Origin of the sequence: Enterococcus mundtii, from assembly GCF_003957375.1 — a bacterium.
Classification (GTDB): Bacteria; Bacillota; Bacilli; order Lactobacillales; family Enterococcaceae; genus Enterococcus_B; species Enterococcus_B spodopteracolus.
Map to the genome: position 1 here is coordinate 1,399,956 of NZ_CP025473.1, position 23,330 is coordinate 1,423,285.

The following is a 23,330-nucleotide window of genomic DNA, read 5'->3' on the forward strand; positions in this document are numbered from 1 at the left end:
GAAAAACAGAAGCAGTCTCGATAAATAAGGTGGTATCCATAAAAATTGCTCAAATTTTTGTGGATACCCTTTGTTTCTTGCAAGCTACTTCTGCTACTGATTTTTACTGTTTTATAAAGAAAAGCTTAATGCAAAGTTGTTCCTTATCTAATAGGTTCTGGTTATAGTTATCTACCAAATATATATACACGTATCTGTCATTACTGTTAGATAAATCAATGATTTTTGCCTTTTTTTTAGCTACTGTTTTTCATTAAAAGACACCTAGCATTCTGCTCTCTTGCATGTATACGCTTTAGTCTAAAAATCTCATGAAATTTCTCTCAAAAGATTCGTATTCTTTAAAAATAACATGTAGAATTAAACGGAATTTGGTAAGGAGTGATTTTTTTGAGTCAGTTTATTGGAATAATAGGTTTACTTTTAATTTTTGGGTTGGCGATTTTGATCAGTAGCGATCGAAAAGCCATCAAACGCAAACCATTGATCATCATGCTCGTTTTGCAATTTGCGTTTGGGTTTGTTTTACTACGTACGACTTTTGGTACAGCGGTTGTTGCGATGCTAGCCAAATTATTTGATCACTTATTGGCATTTGCCGGTGAAGGTGTCAATTTCGTCTTTGGGGGTGTAGCAAACGTTGGAAGTGCTCCATTCTTCTTAAATGTGTTGATGCCAATCGTCTTTATTTCTGCAATTATTGGAATTTTGCGTTACATCAAGATTCTTCCTTTATTTATGAAAGCAGTCGGTTTAGGATTGAGTAAAATCAACGGAATGGGAAAATTAGAATCTTATAATGGTGTTGCTTCAGCGATTTTAGGTCAATCAGAAGTTTTTATCTCCATCAAAAAGGAACTGCCTTTCTTAACCGAAAAGCGTCTGTTCTCGATGAGTGTTTCCGCAATGTCCACGGTTTCGATGTCCATCGTTGGTTCCTATATGGCATTGATTGATTCAAAATACGTGATCACTGCTTTAGTGTTGAATCTTTTTGGTGGATATATTCTTGCTTCGATCGTTAATCCTTATGAGTTAGACGAAAAAGAAGATGAATTAGTGATTGAAGAAGACAAAGAACAAACATTTTTCCAAATGTTAGGCGAATATATTTTAGATGGTTTCCATGTCGCAATCACAGTGGCTGCAATGTTGATCGGTTTTGTTGCTTTGATTGCTATGATCAATGCCTTGTTCAGCGGGATTTTTGGGATTACATTCCAACAGATTTTAGGATATATTTTTGCGCCATTTGCATTTATTAGTGGGATTCCATGGAAAGAAGCGGTTGATGCCGGTAGTATCATGGCAACAAAACTAGTGACAAATGAGTTTGTAGCAATGACTGAATTATCGACTGGGACTTTTGAATTTACAGAACGGACTACAGCTATCTTATCAGTCTTCTTAGTATCATTTGCAAACTTCTCTTCGATTGGGATCATTTCAGGGGCAATGAAAGGGTTGAATGAAGAAAAAGGTAATCTTGTGGCAAAACATGGATTGAAAATTTTGTTCACCGCTTCATTAGTCAGCTTTTTAAGCGCAATTGTTACTGGAATACTGGTATAAAGCTATTTTTCATCTAGAGTTTTAAGTAGATTGAACTTAGCTGGTTTGAACAGATCACCTGTTTAAATTGGTTAAGTTTTTTTATTTTAAATGACAGATTTCCACTTTTCGGTATATATTAGTTATGTACATGTATTTGATCATATAACTATAGAAAGGAATATTTCCTATGAATAAATGTTACGTATTTATTGGTCCTTCTGGTTCAGGAAAGACGACACTAGCTCATGCAATTTTTTCTCCACAGCAAAAGATCATTACGTATACGACTCGCCCCCACGAAAAAATGAAAAAAATCACTTTGATTACCATTTTGTTTCTCAAGAGACCTTCGAAGAAATGATCGCCCATCAGGAATTTGCTGAATGGGATCGGTACGCCGATCACTATTATGGCTCAAGCAAACAAGAGATCTCAACGAAGCTTGCACAGGGTGACTGCTACACTGTCCTTACAGCACCAGGTTTTTGGCACTTGTATGAACAATTTGGTCGTTGTATCGTTCCTGTCTTCATCACAGTAGCAAAAGAAAAGTTGAATGAACGATTTGTACTTCGCGGAGACTCACCAGATAAAATCAGTCAACGGCTCGCTCTCTTTGAAAAAGATCAAAAAGAACTAGAAAAATTAACAGTTATTCCTACCTTAATCTCATTCGAAAATAATCAGACGTTAGAAATCGAAACAAAAAATTTAAAGCAAGCCATCCATGCAGCGGATCATCGCTGAACAGTTGGCTTGCTTTGGATTTTGAGCGATTTACAATAATTTTTGATAGGCTTTTCTTTCTCCGTGTGGGAATGGAAATTCAATCATGCCACAATAATGAAAACCTGCCGAGTATATCGTTTTTTCCATTGGTTGATTGGTGGGAAACGTATCGATCCGAACGTCCTTGATTCCTTGACATGTGGCAACGGTCAATAAATGTTCTAATAATTGTTTTCCAAGTCTTTTTCCTCTTACGTTTTGATCAAGAGCAACTCGATGGATGGAAAGATAAGGCTCTCTCCCCTCCCAATTTCCTGCAATTGCTGTATAGACCGGATCAATGCCCGCAACAAGCGCCGCAGTGCCAACGATGTTTTCTTCGTCAATCAAGGCGAAGCTTTCCTGCCTGTCAATGTCTTCGATGATTCGTTCTTTTGATGGTTTTTGATCTCCTTGCCATTGAGGCAATCCTTGCTCAGCAAGATATGCTGCGGCTTGATCAATGATTTGTAGCACTCTCGGCAAATCATCTAATGTAGTTTTTCTAAGGTACATATCTCTGCTCCTTTTATTGATCTGTGATTAATTTGTATAGCTTGTCTATTCTTGAACCACTACGTAACCAGTCTGTCGGATGATCTAAAAGCTGACTAACTAATTCAAGATGATGTAATAATGTCCATTTCTTCAAAACTCCCAGACCTGGGAATTTTTGTTGGCGATACAAGCTGACAAGCTCAAGTAATCCTTCCGTGATATAAATTTGTTGATGGTTCCTCATCAACCAACCATACATTTTATTGGCTGCTTCCATAAATTTCAATGCTTGATCTTTTGCGGAATCATTGGTATTTGAAACGAAGTGTTTGATTCGCATATTCCCATAAGCATCGACGTATGTAATATGCAAGGCCAACGCTCGACTGGGAAATCCTTTATCAAAGTAACGACTGCCTTCAATCGTAAAATCGGAAAACCCATGATAGCCATCCATTTGATAGAAAAGATGATCATCGCTAAAGAAATCATCATTTTTTTCTGCATAATTCTCCACATGTCGTCTAGTTTGAAAATGATCACGGATAATGATTTTATTCTCAGGCAGTTGCATACGCAAGCGACTAGAATCAGGAATGAAAAAAGTCGCATTAGTTTTGATCAAAGCTTGCCAAATCGCATTTTCTCTAGGTTGATGTTGTCCATCAAAAATAATGAATGGCGGTGGTGATTCAATCATTCTTTCATAATTGCTCAGCGTAATGATCTCTGCCTCTACTAACGAGCTACCTTCACTGGTCACCCATGTGTGGATCGGTTGATCGAACAGTTTGAACTGACCCACTTGAGGATTCTTTATGATAATCAGCGGATGATTCTTTTTTTGAAACAACTCGACAACATTTTTTAGCGTCGCCGAATCACGTACTGGCTCGATGATTGGCTGAATTTTAGTGGATAAAAGTCCGCGAATCAAACTTTCCTTTAATGCAAGTAGATCGAATTGTTTTCCACGTAAATAAGGATAATACATATATTATTCACTCCAATGGTTCTGTTGGCAGACGTCGAATATGACGTTGCTGGCGCAACCAGTCCTGTTCTTGTCGCAAGGCACGATTTTCTTCTTGTAGATCATGGATTGCTTGACTTTCGATTTCTTCGATAAAGCGTTCATAGTAGCGTTCTTTTGAGAAGGGATCTTGTGTTTCTGAGCGTTTTTTTAATTCTTTGTACAGCTGATCTGAAGGGAAATATTTCACTCCCCTTTCCATTTGTTTGGCTTTTCTGACTTCTCTAAACAAAGAAGCCATAAAACGATTAGTCAATGCCTCTTCTGCTACACCTAACTCACGGCGCATTGCTTTTTTTGCAATAATAAAAGTTCCAGGAACAGGCATTTCCTCTGCTATTGCATACGAACGATAAACTAATACACCAATTTCTGGTGGGATCTCACTTTTAACTTCTTCATATAAATATTTTGGTAAAACAAAATAATTATAGTGGCCAACAAAGGACAATTTAGCAGTTGAGCGAAAATCAGCTTTTGTGACTTTCAATTCATAACAGCGCCATTCTCTTGTTCCGTCAATTTTCATCAAACAACTTAAAGTATCCACGATTCCATGATCCTCAGGCATTGTTACTTCCTCGACCACGATCCCTCCCTGTTCGATACAATAATGATACAACGATGATTCCAGCTCAATCGTTAAAGGTGTTTTCATACACTTCACCTCCGAACATATTTTCGCTTTTTATTCTACCTGAAAAGCCAACATAATCCAACTACCATTTAATTTTTTTGTATGCTACTTGTCTAACAATAAAAAGCAACATAGAAAAGACGAAAAATGCAGCTAAAACATCACATTTTTCGTCTTTTCAATTGCACTCGTTTTTTATTGATTGATCGACTTAATAGTAAATTCTTCTACCTGTTTGCAATTCCGTATTAAAAAATCACACGATTCATTTGTTCTATTGATCTCTTACGCTTTCTCGATTCCTGGCGGAAGATAAAATAAACCATGTTTTTCAAATAATTCACCAATCTGAAAGAGTAAGTCTTCTCTTCCTCTGGCAGCCATAAACTGAATTCCTAGTGGCAATCCTTGTTCACTGACATGTGTAGGTAGACTGATTGCAGGTTGCCCAGTTAAGTTCGCTAGTTGTGTATAAGGAGTGATCGTCAAGCTCTCTTCAAACATCGCTGACACGACTGCCAACCCTTCATCTGCCGATAAATGAGAGACATCAGCCATCTGCTGACGGATCAAGTCACTTTGTAAGTCAGCTGTGATTTTAGGCGCAGTATCCGCAGTGGTTGGCGAAAGGAACAAATCAAAGGACTCAAATAAGCTTTCCATCGTGACAGCTGCATGATCCCATACATGCAAGGAATGCACATAGTCTGCTGCAGTAAGTTTTTTACCGTATTGCCATAATGTCCATGAGATTGGTTCTAGTTCGTTGCTTTCTATCCTCCGCTGCAACCCATTTTCGATCGACTCGATCATTGCTGCCGTTTCAGCACCATTCATTTGATAATACGAGTTGATCAATGTACGTCCATCTAAAGGATAAGGAATCTCAACGATTTCATGTCCTGATTGTTCTAGAAAATGCAGTGCTTTTTGAACAGCAATTTGAGCATCTACACTTACCTTCGACCCGATTGGTGAATCAACACAGACAGCGATTTTCAACCGTTCCTTCACTGGATGCTGTTGCCAAAAGGCTGGTGTCACTTGATAAGGTGCCCCACTATTGATTCCTTGTAATGCTTGGAACAACACTTTTGTATCTCTCATGGAAATCGTTAGTCCGAAATCAATTGCCGCTCCTTGCCAGCCTCGCCAAGCATTTGGACCAACAGGCATTGTTCCTCTTGATGGCTTCAAACCGATCAAGCCAGAAAATGAGGCTGGAATACGGATCGAACCTCCCCCGTCACTGGCACCTGCCATAGGAACGATCCCAGCCGCAACAGCCGCCGCAGCTCCGCCACTTGACCCTCCTGGAGAGTATGCCAAGTTCCATGGATTTCGTGCTGGGCCATATAATTGTGGATCGGTAATATTCTTAAAGCCAAACTCAGGTGCATTCGTTTGACCAAATGGAACTAGGCCAGCTTTTTCTACCGCCTGAACATAATTTGAATTTTTGGATGCTCGGTGTTCTTCGAAAATCCTTGAACCAGAAGTTGCCAACCAGCCTTTTTTTTCTTGTCCTAGCATTTTTAAAGGAAATGGTATTCCTGCTAGTAGCGAATCACTCTCCAGTTGTGGTCGTTTTACATATGATTGGAAATCAAGTGCTTCAAGTGTGACAAATGCGTTGATTTCTGGATTGAACTTTTCGATTTTCCGCTTTGTTTCTGTAAAAAGTTCTTCCAAGCTGAATTGCTTTGTTCTTAAACCATTCGCAAGATATGTTGCATCTTTCATGCTCTCCCTCCTCAGTTACGGTTATTTTCTCATATGACAGAAAAAGCAACAATGTTTACGCTTAGTCTCTCATTCTAATAGAAAAACACTTGAAGCATTCAGCTGCTTCAAGTGTTCTACTCTAATGTTAAGAACGAAAGAGGCATTAAGACATCGAGCGTAATTTCCCTCTAAATTCGTCGATTGAATGGTAACCTTTTTCCGCCATGATCGTCTCTAATTCCTTACTGATACGATCAAAAATAGCTACTCCCTCTTTGTGAAGTTCCGTGCCGATCTGTAACATACTTGCGCCGCATAATAAATGTTCAAAAGCATCTTGTCCATTGCGGATACCGCCAGTACCAATGATTTTGATCTCTGGTTTCAAGCGGGTATAAAACGCCCGGACATTCGCTAACGCAGTAGGTTTGATATATTCGCCTCCAAGTCCACCAAAACCATCTTTTGGTTTGATGACGACTGTTTCACTCTCAGTATCGATATAAAGACCATTTCCTACACTGTTGATCGAGTTCACATAGGCGATCGGGTACTGATTCAAGATTTCTGCCATTTGATCAAAGTGGGCGAAATCAAAATAAGGAGGAAGTTTGATCCCCAAAGGTTTTGAGAACACTTGAAAGACTTCTTTCAATAAAGCTGCTGTTGCCTCGAAATCGTAAGCTAGCTGCGGTTTTCCTGGAACGTTCGGGCATGAAAGATTCAGCTCAGTGATCCCTTGGTAATCACTTTGTTCGATCAACTTCAACATTTCCAGATTTTCCTCTGCACTCATCCCGGCAATCGAGAAAAACAATGGTTGTTCTTGTCCATGCTCTTTCTCGTAGGCCAATGCATAATCCAGATAATAGGAAAAACCTAAGTTTGGTAAGCCCATCGAATTGATACTCCCCAATGGCACATCATAATAACGAGGTTCAGGGTTTCCTGCTCGCTCATTGATGGTACAGCTTTTTGTAATGAACGCCCCCGCATTCGAATGTGCAAGTTCATCTAATTCCGCTGTAGTCATGCAATGGACACCAGAAGCGTTCATCAAGGGATTTTCAAAAGAATGATTTAAGAAAGTAGTCGTTAAGCTCAAGTTATTCTCTCCTTTTAATAAAGCGTTTTTTCTAGTGTATCATTTAAGCGAACAAAATCAACAAAAATTTATCGAATGTTCGATCAATCATCGATTTCTGAAGACAATACTTCTCCTGTTTGACTATTGATTTTTACATTTGTCGTTTGGTTGCCATTTTTCACTTTGACATCCCAGTAAGTAGTTCCTAATTCTTTATCAAGGTCCCAATCTGTGGCAGTTCCAGCGCCGACTTTTTCAACAGCGATTTTTCCAGCCTCTTCGATCGAGATCAGATTGCTGACATCTAAGCCGTCTTCTGATTTTTTCTGGCCGTTTTGTTCGTCACGATCTAATTGTTCTGGATTTTCTGCCTCAAGTTTTTCATCCATCGCATTGATTTTCACTGAATATTCGTTTTGATCATCGACACCTTCAATTTTGTAGAAGTAGCTTCCCCAATCACTATCGAGTTCTAAGCTAGTGATTGCTGCATCTGGGTATTTGTTTAGGAATAATTCAATCGCGCGATCCGCAGAAACTTGAATATCAGGGGTTGCTGTTTGTGAAGAGGATGAATCAGTAGAACCAGCGAATGTGCTAGAGTCTTCTGACTTGTTCGTAGAAGTTACAGTTGTTTCTGATGACTGATTGGTCGTACTTGATGGGGTAGTTGTTTGGTTTGGCTGGCACCCCGCCAAAAGTAGTAAAGAAAATAAGCCTGTAAAAATAACCTTTGATTTCATAACAATTCTCCTTTTTATTAGGTATCTGTTCTCAGTATAACGAAAAGAGTGAAACCTGTCAGCAGATACCATGAAAAATCAGTCTACAGTCTGATTTTACAACTAAAAAAACAAAACTCAATAAATTATTTTCGATGCATTGGGATCGAATTGTTTCCGGGATGGACTAACAAGTACTGGATCACATCGATATTGCTCGATTCAAAAGATGCGGCACAGGCTTGTAAATAAAGATCCCACATACGATAGAACCGATCACCCATCTCCTGAGTCACCCGCTCTTGAACCGCATGGAAACGTTGCGTCCAATGTTGTAATGTCCATTGGTAATCACGACGTAAACTTTCTAAGTCGATCACTTGTAGATCGTTTTCCGTGATATCCTTAATCAGTTCCATCACACCGGGTACATAACCGCCAGGGAAAATATATTTATTGATCCACGCATTTGTTGCACCACCTTGTTGTCGGCTGATTCCATGAATTAAAGCAGTTCCTTTAGGTTTCAATAAATCTTTGACTACTTTGAAATATTCAGGTAGATTCTCTGACCCTACGTGTTCGAACATCCCAACACTGGTGATATGATCGAAAGTCTCCCCTTTCAACTCGCGGTAATCCATTAGAAATACACGACATTGGTCTTCTAGATGCTCTTCTTTGATTTTATTGGTGATGAAGTTATACTGTTCTTCACTGAGGGTAATACCAGTCGCTTTGACATGATATTCTTTTACAGCAGTAAATAGTAACGTTCCCCAGCCACAACCGATATCCAAGAGGGATTCCCCTTCTTTGATAAATAGCTTATCTAAAATATGATGGACTTTATTGATCTGTGCTTGTTCTAGACTATCTTCTGGAGTTTTGAAATAAGCACAAGAGTACGTCAATGTTGAATCAAGCCATAAGCGATAAAAATCATTGCCTAGGTCATAATGAGCATGGATATCCGCTTTATTTTGTTGCTTTGTGTGTTTCTCTTTTTTTGGTAACCACTTCAGATAATCTTTGCTACGCAAGAAACTATCGGTATGACTGTAAGCATCATTGATCAATGATTGGATATTCCCTTCGATTTCAATGCGATGATCCATATAAGCTTCCCCTAAAGAAAGAGAAGCATTTTTTGTCAACTCTTTGATTGGGATCTCTTCATTGAACGTGATTTTGATTTGCGGAGGGTTATCAGTATCCCCATACTGCTTCGTCGTTCCATCCCAATAAGTGACTTCTACAGGAAGTGAAAAAGAGTGCGAAAATAGTTGATGATAAATTGTTTTTTCTAACATAATAATCCTCCTAAACAAAAATTACACTATTACGTTATACCTATTTCGTCAAAGAATCAACAGATTACAGGGAATAAATCAAAGCTTTTTGAAAATCTCAGAAACACCAAAATAAAGAATGTAAGGAGGAAGACATTTCTGCTTCCCCTCTTACATTCTTTATTTTTCGATTCGATCAGACTTGGATCGCTTTTGAATCTTTGAAGCCAGTTTTAGCGAAAATCCATAGTAACAATAAAACGGCTATAGTCGACTGGATTCCCATCATCAAGACAAAATCAAAATGGATAAAACCGACAAAACCAGCAATTATCGAACTCACACCTAGAACATTCAACATCAAATTTGCGCTCTCTTTAAAGTTTTTTATAGAAGAAAATTTGCTTTTTCTTGTTAGCCATAAAAAGAAGGCAGCGCCGAACAAAATCAATCCAGTCATGATAAACAATAAAATACCTAACGTCAAACTGTAAGATAAAATAATCATCGGTCGATTACTCGCATAAAATTCATTCTCTAAAAACTGTTCAAACTCTTTAGGACTTGTTATTCTCATAAAATCAAATGAGGAGGGATACGCCATATTGTATTCTCGTGTTTGTCCATCCTCTTCTTGACGGATCGTCCAGCTGGTCTCTTCAAAATTGATTGCGGCTCCTCTTTCTGCCATTTCTTCTGTCGTTAGTGCTGTTCCGATGATGACATCGTTTGTTACACTGATGATCTCAGAGTCAGCAGTTAATCGACCATTCGTAAGTTGTAGTTCACGTAAGCGTGCCACCCCTTCCTGATTGATCAACGTATTCACCGATAAGAATTGTTCCATCGGGATTGCCGAGACTTGATTCGTATAAAATAAAGTAATCGGCATGACCATAAAAGAAATCAGAAACAGAAAAATCATGATAAATTTTGGCCAAGAGAGTTGTTTTCTACCTAAAAACAACTGTTTTGGACTTCTTAAGCTTGAAAAGTAATTGAGTGGGAATTTATCCATAGCAAACGACTCCTAACCTTTGGTCCCGCCTGATGTCAGTCCGGTCACAAAGTTTTTTTGTAAAAAGAAGAACAATAAACATATTGGTACAGCAATCAAGATCGCTCCCGCCGCAAACAGAGAAACGCGTTGGTTGGTTACATCAGAAATAAAGGTTTGTAATCCGACTGCGACTGTTTGATTTTCAGGTGTACGAAGTAGGAAACGTGCCAACATGAAGTCACCAAATGGCCCCATAAATGCCCAAAGCGCTTGGACTGCGATCATTGGTTTGACTAATGGCAAGACGATTTGTAAGAAAATTCTAAAGTGTCCTGCACCATCCAATTTAGCAGATTCATCTAAATCGATTGGGACTGTATCGAAGTATCCTTTCATCAACCAAGTGTTCATTGGGATTCCGCCACCGATATAAATCATTGTCAGGAACCAATAACGATCCAATGCACCTAATAGAAAGGCCATAACATAAAAAGCGGTCAATGCTGCCATTGTTGGTACCATTTGGATCACTAGAAAGAACATCAAACTTGATTTTCTTCCGATGAAACGATAACGACTATAGGTATAACCGGCAAGTGTCACAACAGTTACTTGAATGACCATCGTTAAAACAGAAATGATCAACGTATTTTTATACCACGTACCATACAAGGTTTCATTGAATAAGCGAGAAAAATTATTTAAGGTCCAATCACCGGAGAAATCCAAACTAAAAGCAGCGATATTCCCGGGTTTGAAAGCAGTACTAGCTGTGATCAATAACGGATAGATGATAATGATCGACAATAGGATCAAAAACACATAAGTAAAGAAATGCGAAAGTCTCCGTTGGAACTTAGCACTTGTACTAAATTTTTTCATGACTAGTCCTCCATTTTGAACGCATTAGTTTTCTTGAATACCAACAGAGAAACGGCAATGACGATCATCGAAATGATCAGCGTGATCGCAGAAGCCATCGAATACTGTGGCGAGGTCCCAGTGGTCAATTTATAGATCCACGAAATCAAGATATCCGTTGATCCTGCACCACCACCGACACTTCCCGGTCCCCCATTATTGAAGAGGTAGATCATGGAGAAGTTATTGAAGTTCCCTGTATACTGTGTGATGAACGTTGGTGCTGCTACAAGAAAGATTGCTGGTAATGTGATACTTGAAAAACGCTGCCAAGCATTCGCACCATCGATTTTCGCTGCTTCGTAAAGATCTTCAGAAATCGATTGTAAGATACCTGTGACCATCACATAGATATAAGGAAAACCTAACCAACCTTGTATCAAGATGATTGCGACTTTTGTCCAGTTCGGATCAGTTTTCCAAGGAACGGAGGCAATATCTACAAAGGGGATATTATTCAAGAATGGAATAACTTGCGTGTTGATTGCTCCCACACTATCGTTAAAGATATTTGAAAAACTCATGATCGTGATAAATGCTGGGACTGCCCATGGTAAAAGGAAAATAATTCCAAAAACACGTTTGAATTTGATGAATTTTTGGTGCGCGATCACTGCTGTAAATACGCCTAACGTGATTTGTAAAGTAGTTGCACAAAGCGTCCAGATGACGGTCCAAGAGAACACGGCAACAAATGTATTTCGATATGAACTTAAAAAGAAAATACTGAAAAAGTTTTCTGCTCCCACCCAGTCGATCAAACTTGCTGGTGGGATGTGTTGGAAATCATAGTTTGTAAATGCTGTAAATAACGTCACTAGCACCGGAAAGATGATCGTGAAAATCATCAATAGATACGCTGGAAGCGTCAAGAGATAAGGAAAGCCTTCATCACCCACATTATGTATGACTTCCTTCATTGTTCGATTGATCTTTTTCCCTTCTTTTCTCATGACTGCGACACGTTTTGCATCTACTAGATTGATGAAATAAAAAAATAAAAACAAGGCTGTCACAATCAATTGCAAAGTTCCTTGGATCAACATAAATAATGAGTGATCTTCCATTGGTACACTCCCTAAAGTAACTAAACCTATTAAGGATTGAAAACCACCTAAAACCATTTGGATGATAAATCCGATAAATAGTGCTAAAAATACGACCCCTTTAAATACTTGACCATTTGCAAATTGGCCCAGTCCTGGAATGATCGAACGTAACATCGTGCCTTTGACATTGACCGCTGTATCTTCGTGTTGCATGGTGTTGTTCCCCCCTCTTGATACTAAAAACAGGTGCTGTATGTTGAAGCGCCTTTTCTATAAAATCATCTCATGTTCATCAAAGGTAAAACATGGAGCTGAGAAGCAATTTCCTTCACAGCTCCAACCTTTTTTATGATCTAATTAATATTTTTGCTCAATTGCTTCGCTGATCGTCTTCACTGCGTCGTCAGCCGATTCTTTTGGTGTTTTTCTGCCTGAACCAGCATCGAACATCAAGTTTTCTGCGCCTGTCCAAACTTCTGCCATCTCTGGAATATTTGGCATTGCTTGTGCTGTTTCATATTGTTCAATAACTGCAGTCGTCAATTCATCATTTGTGCCTTTTGCTGTTTCACGAGCCGCTTGATTGGCTGGTACTTCGTTGACCATTTCAAAGAATTTTTCTTGATTTTCTGTATTGGTTACATAATCTAACCATTTTTGAGCCACTTCTTTATTCTTAGAGTAGTTACTTACGACCCAACCTTTTCCTCCACCAAATGGTTGATAAGATTCACCATTATTCAATGTTGGGATTTTTGATACGCCATAATTGATGTCGTTTTCTTGATAAGTTTGTGCTTGCCATGGGCCATCGATAATCGCTGCTGCCTTGTTTGACATGAACTGTTGGTTGACAAAGTCGCCAGCACTCTTGATATCTTGCATTCCTTTAGGCCAAACATTTTGGAACCAATCTGTAGCATAAGTGATTCCTTCTACTGCTCCTGCATTGTTTAACCCAATTTCAGATGGGTCTGTTCCATCTTCACCAAATACATAGCCACCGTAACCAGAAATCAAGCCATATGAATAATAAAAATCAGTCCATTTTGCTAAAAATCCTGTATTCGTTCCTTCTTCAGATTCAAAATTGAAACGTTCATCTTTTGCTAACGCTTCCAAATCTTTGAAAGTTGTCGGTGCAGTGTCAACTAGATCTTTGTTATAGTATAAAACTAGTGTCTCGATAACTGCCGGTGCCCCATAGATTTTATCCTCATACGTTACTTGAGCTTTATCCGTATCATTGTAATCTGCTTCGTTCCCCAATTTCACTTCTGCCAAATGCCCTTGTTGTCCTAATGCTCCGATCCGGTCATAGGCTGCCATCATGACATCTGGTGCTTTTCCTGCGGGACCGTCCAACGCAAGCGATTCCAATTGTTCGAACATGTCTTTTTCGACTAACTTGATTTTAACGTCATTGTCTTCTTCAAATTTTGTTTTGATCTCATTGACATAATCTTTGTAGCCAGAATCGACAGAAATCGTTAATGTTTTTCCATCTTCTTCATTTGCTGCAGTTGATGAACCACCATTACCACAGGCAGCAAGTCCCCCGATAAACCCTAAAGATAATGCGCCTAACCCGAATTTTTTTAGCAACTGTTTACTCATTTTTTTTCCTCCGATTCTATTCTATTCCTCTTACAATTTGATTATATGTTTACAAAAGCTCGATTTGCAAACGCTTTCTCTATGTTACCGATAACAACTTAACAAAGGATCAAAAATCCATTCGTTTGGACTTCAGCTTTGCCGTCTTTTAAGATGTCACAATTTTGGCTGAACAACACATCATTTTCTAAATCGACCAAATACGATTCTGTTCCTTGATTGAAATAAGCATGAATGGTTTGCTGATCGAGATGACGAGTCAAGTGAATTTGTTCGTTTTTGTCGTCGATCAATCGCCAAGTCAGATCCCCTTCAATCAACACTTGTTGCACTTGTTTACGCACACAGATCAATTCTTTGACGAACCCCTTCAATTCAAGATCTTGCTGGTCCTTTTCCCAGACCATACATTTTCGACAATCAGGATCATCATGACCTGTCATGCCGATTTCTGTTCCGTAGTAGATACAAGGCGCCCCTTTTTGTAAGAACATGAAAGCTAACACTGATTTCATCAGTTCCTTGTCCTCTTTACACAAAGTCAAGATTCTTGCTGTATCATGAGAATCCAATAAATTGAATGTCCCTTCATTGACTTGATCACGATAAAGCATTTGCTGATGATTCATGCCACTGACCATTTGAGTAGGTGTGATTTTTTTATGGACGAAATAGTCTTTGATCGAATCCATAAAGGCGTAGTTCATCACCGCATGGAATTCATCGCCCTGTAACCAAGCTTGAGAAGAATGCCAAATTTCGCCTAAAATATAAATATCAGGTTTGATCGTAGTGACGGCTTCTCTGAATTTCTTCCAAAAATGATGATCCACTTCATTCGCCACATCTAATCGCCATCCATCGATATCAAATTCCTTGACCCAATACGTGGCAATGTCTAATAAATAATCTTGTACTTCTTGATTTGCTGTATTGAGCTTAGGCATAAATGGCGTAAAAGCAAAGGTGTCATATGCCAGATTTTCGGCTGTTTCAGGAACATCTGTCATTTGATAGGCATCCACTGGAAATGAATGGATGTGGAACCAGTTTTTGTAGCGGGATTTCTCGCCATTTTCGATGACATCTTGCCATTGTGGTGCATGACTCCCCATATGATTGAACACGGCATCCAGCATGATTCGGATTCCTTTATCATGCGCTTTTGTGATCAACTCTTTCAATAACTCTTTATCACCAAATTGTGGATCGACCGCATAGTAATCGATCGTGTCATATTTATGATTCGAGGTTGCTTCAAAAATAGGACAGAAATAAATTCCTGTGATCCCTAAGTCGGCTAGGTAATCAAGATGATCGATCACCCCTTGAAGATCTCCTCCAAAGAAATCTTCTCGATCAGGTTCTTTACTTCCCCAAGGCAACGTACCTTTAGGATCATTCGTTGGATCACCATTCGCAAAGCGTTCAGGAAATATTTGATACCAAATCGTCTGTTTTGCCCATTCAGGTACTTTGAAGCGATCGATTTGTTGAAAATATGGCATACGGAAATAATAGTTTGCATTCGCCAATGTTTCTTCCTGGTAAGGGAATATTCCTTGGTCTCCGTAAAAACAATCCATCCCATCAATTCCCACGATGTGAAAACCGTATTGCAATCGTCTGGTATCACTCGTCAACTCGATTTCCCAGTAATCATGAAGAAGTGTACTTAACCCTTTTTTCATTGGTTGTTCTTTTAAATACCAATTTTCTGAGAAAATCGTATATGGATCTCCGCTGATCACAGAAACTTGTTTGACATCATCTTTACTTGTTCGTAAGCGAATCCGCATCGTTGTGTCACTGTATAAATAAGCAAATTCACTTTCGGGTCGATGATAAATTGCTGCAGTATTCATTTCAGTCCTCCCTTGTTTTTCAGTTAACAAAAACAACTATAAAAGATAACCAACCGAAAGACAACGCTTACATTGTTGTTATCGGTAACAAGATTTTTTAGCAAAAAAAAGATGAATGGCACACTGTTTACAAAACATGCGTGATTCATCTTCTTGACGCTATTTATTTACATAGGTTTTCTGATCATATGCATACTTTAACAACTGCTCTTCTTGCCATGTGACACCAATCCCTGATTGACCAGGAATCCTTAAATGTCCATTTGTGATTCGTGCTTTGGGTTCGACGATATCATCATAGAAATAGCGATCAAAAGCAGACAAGTCTCCTGGAAAAGTAAAGCAATCTTGACTTGCAAAATGCAGATTCATCGCTCGACCGACTCCGGATTCAAACATCCCACCTAACCAAACGAGCAAGTCATTTTCCTGACAAAAATTGACGATCCTTAAAGCCTCAGTGATCCCTCCGACTCTGGGAATCTTTAAATTGATTGCTCGACAACTTCCCAGTGCATGAGCTGTTTTCACGTCTTCCAGTGTTCGAATATTCTCATCGAGACAAACTGCTGTTTTGATTTCCTTTTGAAGTATGGCATGGTCAACATAGTCACGAGGGTGAAAAGGTTGTTCGATCAGCGCAAGCTTCAAGGCATCCATTTTCTTCAATAACGACAAATCGCTGATCGTATAAGCAGAATTCGCATCAGCCATCAATTGGATCTCTGGATATTGCTCACGCAACACTTGCAGTGGCACTAAGTCATTGCCAGGAGTGATTTTCAACTTGATTCGTTGGTACCCTTGATCAACATAAGTTTTTGCAGTCGCAAGTAAATCTATCGGGTTGTCATGGACACCAATACTGACACCTACGGGAATCGCTGATCGTTCGGCGGAAAACAACTTTTGTAATGGACGCCCTATTCGACGAGCATAAAGATCCCAAACTGCTGTTTCGACAGCTGATTTTGCCATAAAATTCCCTTGCGTATGTTTGAAAGCTGACCAAATTTCTTCTGGGTGTGAGAAGTCAAGTTCGAATAAGCAAGGAATCAGCTCTTTTTGTAATACCGATCGACTCATATCAATCGTTTCTTCAATGTAATCTGCACGTTCAAAAGCGACCAACTCGCCGATCCCCTGATTCCCTAACTCATCTTCCACGATCAACAAATCAAAAGCTTTTGTTTCTAATCGACCATAACTCGTTCTGAAAGGTGTTACTAAGGGTAGTCGCAAACAGTACTGTTGGATGTTGACTATTTTGATGGCGTCCACTCCCTTTCCATTTCACTGATCCAAGTAGTGACAGTTGTCTCAAATAGCTCAGGTTGCTCGATGTGACAACAGTGCCCACAATCCGCAAGGACGTGGCAACAAAAAATCTCTTTAACGTTTGTCATTTGTTTACCGATCTTTTGGAACTTCTCATCCTTTTGACCAACAAGATACAATAGTGGGCATTCGATACTCGCTAAATCTGGCCAATAATTTTTTTGCGCGCCAGTTCCCATATAGTAAAGACATAATGCTAAACCTAGTTTATTTTGAGCAAGTCGTTCGTTTCTTACTCTGCTTTTTTGTTCCAAAGATAGCGCCTGTTGTGAAGCGAATAATGGCAACTTCTCCCAATCATCAACAAAATCACTCAAAGGCTTTCTCAATAAACGTAAAGCAAGTTTTCGATCAGCTTTTTTTCGATGGTTTCGTTGCAGTTCATCTGCAATTCCTGCAGTTCCGCCTTCTAAAATGAGGCCTTTGATCCCTTGTGGCCGTTCGAGCGCCCAAGCAAGTGCTACTCGAGCCCCCATCGAGTAGCCTAATACATAAAAAGAAGGAATTTTTAATAATGAGACTAAACTCGCCAAATCAGTTACCAATGACGTAAGTTGGTAACGGTAAGGATGAAGGTAAACCGCTGTTTTTCCATGACCGATCAAATCAATGGCTAAGTAATTAAACTGAGGATTCTCAAACATAAACGTTTGTGTACTACCGGTAAAGCCATGCAAACAAATAACCGTTGGCTGTTTTGGATCAGTTTGGTGTAACCAACGGTAATAGTAAGCCACCCCACGTACAGTCTTAACTGGCATCAGTCTATTTCCTCCTGATAACGACGCTTCATCTGCTCCCATAATTGGACAGGTTCTTGTTGTTGCCCTCTGATTTCAATCATTGTCCAATCCCCTTGATTCCGGCTTTTTTCAATCGCTTGCTCAAACTCTTTACTTGAAGTTGGTTGTATATAATGACCATTATATAAATCTGCTACCTTCTCTAATTCTAAATCAAGTGGTGTACCAAATAATGGTTCAAAATCAGTCTCTGAAAGTTGATTTTGAGGAAGAAAAGAAAAGATTCCCCCACCATTGTTGTTTAATACGACTAGAGTAACAGGTAAGTGATAACGTCGAATTAGCTCCAACGCGTTCATGTCATGAAACAGCGCAAGATCGCCGATCAAGACAAACATCCGCTTGTTCCTTACCAAAGCTATTCCTGCTGCTGTAGAAATCAACCCGTCGATTCCGTTGACCCCTCGATTCCCATAGATTGGAAATGATTCTCCAGTAGGCGAAGCAAAACGATCAACAAAGCGGATCGCGTTACTATTTGCTAAAAATAAAGCTTCCTCTGATTTTATCGCTTGCAATAACTGGCAACTTGCATTACTTTCGCTCCATTCATCGATAGACAATTCTTTAGTGATGACTTCTCTCGCTTTTTGATAAGCTTTTTTCCATTGCGCCAACCATTCGTCAGAGGTTGGCGAACTAGGTATTGCATCCAAAGTTTCCGGAACTAGTTTACAGAAATCAAGTACACCGATTTGGATAAAACTTGTTCCTAAATGTAACGGATCACGCCATTCTTCCTCATCAATCAAGACATAGTCAGAAATAGCTTCATGATGTTTTTTTAAATAAAGCATCACATTTTTAGCTACAGGAAGATTACCAAATTGCCAAATGACTTCAGGACTTTCAGGAACCTGTCCAGAAAAAATCAAATCTGCATGCGGAAGATAGACATCGCTCTTTTGTTGACAAGCACCTAGATTTGCTAAGGGATCGCCAATGATTGGCCATTGTAAAGATGTTGCTAAAGTAAGCAACGCTTTTGCTTCATCAGGTGTCAATTCTTTACCGACGATCATCATCCCTTTTTTTGATAGCCAAGGAACAAGCTCTGGCATTTGCTTCGACACAATTTGAGTAACCAGTTTTTTTGAATGAAAAGATCCATCAAGAGAAAAAGTTAAATCAGGCAATAATGGTTCTCTAAAAGGCAAATTGATCTGAATAGGGCCAGCCGGCACACGCGTTGCTTCATGGGCACTATTGGCACCATGCCAGTAGCTATAGCGTATCATTTCCGAACTGGCTTCAGGAAGTGCTAATTCGATAAACTTCTTGATATGCGAACCAAATAACTTTTGCTGGTCCATCGTTTGTGGCGAACCAACGCCACGTGCTTCTGGTGGACGATCTGCTGTTAGCAATAGTAAAGGTATATTTGTTGCTTTTGCTTCACAAACCGCTGGAAAGAAGTTCGCTGTGGCAGTACCAGAAGTACAAAGAACTCCTACTGGTTGCTTCAATGCTTTCGCCATACCTAATGCAAAGAATGCCGCCGATCGCTCATCAACGTTGACTGTTGTATTAATCTCTGGATCTCTATGAAGTAACAAGGCAAGTGGGGTCGATCGTGAACCAGGACTGATCACGACATTTTTAAGCCCGCCTTCTTTCATCCCTTTGATGAATGCCAATAAATAGGCAGTCATCTCTTGTTGTCTCGTCATCCTTTCACTCCTCTAAGCATTGGTTGGAATTTTAGCAATGTTTCTTGGCGTTCTGCCTCAGGATCAGAATCCGCAACAATACCACAACCTGCATATAATATTCCTTCGGTTTCAGACAAGATGCCTGATCGGATACCTACAGCAAACTCACCGACATCCTCGATCGGGTCCACCCATCCGATCGGTGCCCCGTATAACCCTCTGCCGAAAGGTTCATGATCTTTGATCCATTGCAATGCCAGTCCTTGAGGTTCACCACCTAAAGCCGGTGAAGGATGGATCAGTTCAAGCGCATCGATCAATGAAACTCCCTGCTTACGTTCTCCAGAGAAAGTCATTGCTAAATGTTGAATATCACGGTTTTTCAATAAATGACGGGAAGAAACAACGACATCACCTGCGACAATATCTGCTAATTGATCCTCTAATCGCTGGGCAACAATTCCGTGTTCTTGTGTATTTTTAGAGTCTTTTAAAAGTTCTTTGCCGATTTCATCGTCTTCCTGCATAGTAGATCCTCTAGGTGCCGAACCAGCTATCCCAGCAGTCATAAATTGACTTTTCGTTCCTTGAATCAATCGTTCTGGAGTAGCACCAATGAAAGCAAGTTGATCGGATGCTAAAAGAAATAAATAAGTCTGTGGTTGTTGTTCAGCTAAACGATGAAGAATTTGAGTGATTGACTGGAAAGATCCGTATATTGCCAATTGTCTTGCTAAGACGACCTTTTTAAGCGAAGTAGCTTTTTGTATGATTTCCTTCCGCGCATCGTCTACATTTTGAAGAAAAGTTGGAACTTCCAGTTCTTCGGTCGACACAAGAACATTTGCTGATTGTTCTTGTTCTTCGCCTTCTAACAATTCACTCACGAGACTATCCAGATATGAAAAATCTTTTAAAAGACTTTCAGTTGTTGCAGCTTCTTTTCTGATTGTCAAAATAACTTGAGTCTTTGAACCTATACGCTTGAAAAGAATACTGGGTAAAATGAAAAAGCCAGATTCAAGCTTACTCCAATTCTTTTCTTTTAGGTTGTTGGGATCAAATGGAAAACCTCCAAAAAGCAAAGGTCCCCCCTTCTGACTCGATACGTTTAAAAAACTTTTAGAAAACTCAAAAGAAAATCCTTTGATAGCACTTGACATATCATCATATTGCGCATCAAATAAATTTTCTCCTATGCCTAATAGCTCACAATCCTCATCAGGAGGACACCAATAAAAGCGATCTCCTTTAGATGGGACAAGAGGCAAGAGTTTTTTTACCGTTTGTTCACTAAGCTCGTAGCTATAAGTAAAATAAAGATGATTTTCCAAAAGCTGATCATCGATTGAGCTATCTAATTTGATATTCAATGTAATTCACTCTTTCTTCTGTCATTAAAAGACGTTTGATTGGTTTTCCAGTCGCCGTTTTAGGCATTTCAGAGATACAGTAGATTTTAGTTGGATGCTTGTAACGTGCTAATGGCGCCAATAGCTCCGTGATTTCTCTATTAGTAAGTGGTTCATCTAATCGCACATAAGCAACAGGAGTTTGCCCCCATATTTCATCCCAAGCCCCTACGACAGCGACCTCCGTAATTTTATTGCAAGTTAAGAGTACTTGCTCGATTTCAACTGGGAAAATATTCTCTCCCCCCGAAATGATGCGTTCACTCATGCGACTAACAATATAAAGATAATCCTCTTCATCAATGTACCCCCAATCGCCAGTGTGAAACCAGCCATCCTCTGTCCAAGAATCCGGATTGACGCGATTCAAGTAGTGGTCGATGATCGATGGTCCTTTGACTAAAATCTCTCCCATTTGATCTGACTTCTTATCTTTTTGGATACGGATCGATACCTCAGACAAAGCTTTACCAGAAGAACCGGTTTTTACTTCGAATGACTCCGGAGAAAGGGCGACGATCTGTGAACAGGTTTCTGTCATGCCGTAAGAAAACATCACAGGCACCTGTTTTTCCATACATGCTTGCATGACTCGTCCTTCCCCCGGCCCTCCCCCTAATAATACTTTTTTGAATGAGGGCCATAACCACCTTCTGGGATCAACGGTTCAAGATCTTTCAACATTTTGCTGACCAAAGAAATATAGTTGCCCCTTCCATTTGCTAAAAGTTGATGGACTTGTTGAGGAGAGAATCCCTGCAATAGAATTACTTGGATGCCTAAAGCAAGTGAGCGTAATAAAATAGACAAGCCACTAATGTGATAGAGTGGCACACAGCAGATCCAGCAATCTGAACGGTCTACTTCTAAACTTAACGCAGTCGCTTGGCTACTCGCATAGTGATTGGCGAATGTTTGCGGTACGCCTTTTGGTTTACCTGTCGTTCCGGACGTATACATGATTGACGCGATTGCCTCTTCTCGATACCCTTCATCAAACCAATCCTTCGGCTGTATGACGTGTAATTCCGAAGGATTGGGAAATGAATACCAAGTGATGCGCTCGTTGAGTGCTAATTTGTTGGCAGAAATAAGAATCGAGGTCCCTGCATCTGCCATCTGTTCACTGATCTCGTTCGTCGTCAGGCGTGTATTGACAAACTGGATTTCTTTTCCTAACTCCCATAATGCTAAGATCGAGAAATAGGCATCTAAATCATTTTCACAGTACAAGGCAATTCTTTCACTCACTTTGGGTAATATTCGATGATAATACTCTGCAAAACTCTGAACGTGTAATGTCAGTTCGCGAAAAGATAAATGATGATCGTTCCACTGACAAGCTGGTGCATCTGGATGAAGCATTGCTTGTTTTTGCAACCAGCTATTAGGTTGAGGTTTAAGGGAACTTAGGAAATTGGTCAAAATCGGGTTCTCTTTTTTCTTTAAATGCGTCGCGTCCTTCTTGTGCTTCATCCATGGTGTAATATAAAAGCGTCGCATCCCCTGCCAATTGTTGGATACCTGCTAAACCATCTGTATCTGCGTTCATTGCCGCTTTGATCATTCGTAGAGCTAGCGGGCTTTTCTTCAGCATCTCTTCTGCCCACTCAATCGTCACGTCTTCTACTTGTTCGAGCGGTACGACTGTATTGATCCAATTCATTGCCAACGCTTCTTCAGCACTATATTGCTTCGTCATAAACCAAACTTCTTTTGCTTTTTTATGCCCTACGACACGAGCCAGGTAACCCGAACCATAGCCACCATCGAAGCTCCCAACGTTAGGCCCTGTTTGTCCGAATTTCGCATTTTCAGCTGCGATTGTGATATCACACACAAGTTGTAAGACATTTCCACCACCGATCGACCAACCTTTTACCATTGCTATCACTGGCTTAGGAATGACTCGGATCAATCGTTGCAAATCTAGTACATTCAGACGCGGAATTTGGTCTTCACCAACATACCCACCATTTCCTCGAACTTTCTGATCGCCACCTGAACAGAATGATTTGTCACCAGCTCCTGTCAAAATGATAACACCGATATCTTGACGATCACGACTGATTGTAAAAGCTTCGATCATCTCAAAGACTGTTTTTGGTGTAAAAGCATTATGGACCTCTGGACGATTGATTGTTATTTTAGCAATCTTCCCATACTGTTCAAATAAGATCTCGTCGTATTCTTTTATCGTTTTCCATTCTCTCATTTCTATCTCCTCCTAAAATTCATTAAATTTATTATACACAAGTTTTAAGCATTTAATGATAATTTCTTTACAAATTACTGTACAAAGAATATTGAATGAGTTAAGCGCAAGAAAAGCTTTATAATCTAACTTTCAAATAAAT

At 39.7% G+C, this 23,330-nt stretch carries 18 protein-coding genes and 2 pseudogenes; 2 read left to right on the forward strand and 18 right to left on the reverse strand.

From position 1 onward, the window contains the following. Positions 1 to 390: 390 nt before the first annotated feature. Positions 391 to 1,572: a NupC/NupG family nucleoside CNT transporter gene (locus tag CYK55_RS06940; RefSeq protein ID WP_034688322.1), complete on the forward strand. Its 1,182-nt coding sequence runs from the start codon at positions 391 to 393 to the stop codon at positions 1,570 to 1,572. 169 nt (positions 1,573 to 1,741) lie between these two features. After that, positions 1,742 to 2,301: pseudogene (locus CYK55_RS06945) on the forward strand (guanylate kinase). A gap of 30 nt (positions 2,302 to 2,331) precedes the next feature. Here CYK55_RS06945 and CYK55_RS06950 read toward each other — a convergent pair. The 18 genes and pseudogenes from CYK55_RS06950 to menB all read right to left on the reverse strand — a co-directional run bounded on the left by CYK55_RS06950 (position 2,332) and on the right by menB (position 23,188). Then, entirely contained in the window at positions 2,332 to 2,838 is a 507-nt protein-coding gene (locus CYK55_RS06950; protein ID WP_034688328.1) for a GNAT family N-acetyltransferase, read from the reverse strand. A gap of 13 nt (positions 2,839 to 2,851) precedes the next feature. After that, complete coding sequence (locus tag CYK55_RS06955) at positions 2,852 to 3,814, reverse strand: sce7725 family protein (RefSeq protein WP_126134097.1); 963 nt, start codon at positions 3,812 to 3,814, stop codon at positions 2,852 to 2,854. Positions 3,815 to 3,821: 7 nt separating this feature from the next. After that, complete coding sequence (locus CYK55_RS06960) at positions 3,822 to 4,511, reverse strand: hypothetical protein (RefSeq protein WP_034688333.1); 690 nt, start codon at positions 4,509 to 4,511, stop codon at positions 3,822 to 3,824. Between the two features lie 264 nt (positions 4,512 to 4,775). After that, on the reverse strand, positions 4,776 to 6,233 hold the full coding sequence (locus tag CYK55_RS06965; RefSeq protein ID WP_034688337.1) for an amidase: 1,458 nt from the start codon (positions 6,231 to 6,233) through the stop codon (positions 4,776 to 4,778). Positions 6,234 to 6,378: 145 nt separating this feature from the next. Continuing rightward, positions 6,379 to 7,320, reverse strand: coding sequence for a dihydroorotate oxidase (locus CYK55_RS06970; RefSeq protein WP_034688340.1), 942 nt, complete (start codon positions 7,318 to 7,320; stop codon positions 6,379 to 6,381). Positions 7,321 to 7,403: 83 nt separating this feature from the next. Next, positions 7,404 to 8,045, reverse strand: a complete 642-nt coding sequence (locus tag CYK55_RS06975) for a PepSY domain-containing protein (RefSeq protein WP_126134098.1) — start codon at positions 8,043 to 8,045, stop codon at positions 7,404 to 7,406. Between the two features lie 125 nt (positions 8,046 to 8,170). Further along, positions 8,171 to 9,337: an SAM-dependent methyltransferase gene (locus CYK55_RS06980; RefSeq protein ID WP_034688345.1), complete on the reverse strand. Its 1,167-nt coding sequence runs from the start codon at positions 9,335 to 9,337 to the stop codon at positions 8,171 to 8,173. 175 nt (positions 9,338 to 9,512) lie between these two features. After that, on the reverse strand, positions 9,513 to 10,334 hold the full coding sequence (locus CYK55_RS06985; protein WP_126134099.1) for a maltodextrose utilization protein MalA: 822 nt from the start codon (positions 10,332 to 10,334) through the stop codon (positions 9,513 to 9,515). Between the two features lie 12 nt (positions 10,335 to 10,346). After that, positions 10,347 to 11,198: a sugar ABC transporter permease gene (locus CYK55_RS06990; protein WP_010735425.1), complete on the reverse strand. Its 852-nt coding sequence runs from the start codon at positions 11,196 to 11,198 to the stop codon at positions 10,347 to 10,349. 2 nt (positions 11,199 to 11,200) lie between these two features. Next, positions 11,201 to 12,499 (reverse strand): carbohydrate ABC transporter permease, encoded by a 1,299-nt coding sequence (locus CYK55_RS06995; RefSeq protein ID WP_034688349.1) that lies wholly within the window; start codon positions 12,497 to 12,499, stop codon positions 11,201 to 11,203. A gap of 144 nt (positions 12,500 to 12,643) precedes the next feature. After that, positions 12,644 to 13,903, reverse strand: a complete 1,260-nt coding sequence (locus tag CYK55_RS07000; protein ID WP_034688351.1) for an extracellular solute-binding protein — start codon at positions 13,901 to 13,903, stop codon at positions 12,644 to 12,646. 98 nt (positions 13,904 to 14,001) lie between these two features. Next, a complete protein-coding gene (locus CYK55_RS07005; RefSeq protein WP_034688353.1) occupies positions 14,002 to 15,768 on the reverse strand; it encodes a glycoside hydrolase family 13 protein in 1,767 nt (588 codons plus the stop codon). Between the two features lie 159 nt (positions 15,769 to 15,927). Then, positions 15,928 to 17,040, reverse strand: a complete 1,113-nt coding sequence (gene menC / locus CYK55_RS07010; protein WP_034688368.1) for an o-succinylbenzoate synthase — start codon at positions 17,038 to 17,040, stop codon at positions 15,928 to 15,930. Beyond that, complete coding sequence (menH, locus tag CYK55_RS07015; RefSeq protein ID WP_126134101.1) at positions 17,031 to 17,867, reverse strand: 2-succinyl-6-hydroxy-2,4-cyclohexadiene-1-carboxylate synthase; 837 nt, start codon at positions 17,865 to 17,867, stop codon at positions 17,031 to 17,033. Before menH ends, menC begins: the two co-directional genes overlap by 10 nt. Then, complete coding sequence (gene menD, locus CYK55_RS07020) at positions 17,867 to 19,579, reverse strand: 2-succinyl-5-enolpyruvyl-6-hydroxy-3-cyclohexene-1-carboxylic-acid synthase (protein ID WP_034688357.1); 1,713 nt, start codon at positions 19,577 to 19,579, stop codon at positions 17,867 to 17,869. Before menD ends, menH begins: the two co-directional genes overlap by 1 nt. Further along, complete coding sequence (locus CYK55_RS07025; RefSeq protein WP_241234753.1) at positions 19,576 to 20,934, reverse strand: isochorismate synthase; 1,359 nt, start codon at positions 20,932 to 20,934, stop codon at positions 19,576 to 19,578. The genes menD and CYK55_RS07025 overlap by 4 nt, the downstream gene beginning before the upstream one ends. After that, positions 20,915 to 22,398, reverse strand: a pseudogene (gene menE, locus CYK55_RS07030) (o-succinylbenzoate--CoA ligase). The gene CYK55_RS07025 and the pseudogene menE overlap by 20 nt, the downstream one beginning before the upstream one ends. Then, complete coding sequence (gene menB / locus CYK55_RS07035) at positions 22,373 to 23,188, reverse strand: 1,4-dihydroxy-2-naphthoyl-CoA synthase (RefSeq protein WP_034688361.1); 816 nt, start codon at positions 23,186 to 23,188, stop codon at positions 22,373 to 22,375. Before menB ends, menE begins: the two are co-directional and overlap by 26 nt. Between the last annotated feature and the right edge of the window lie 142 nt (positions 23,189 to 23,330).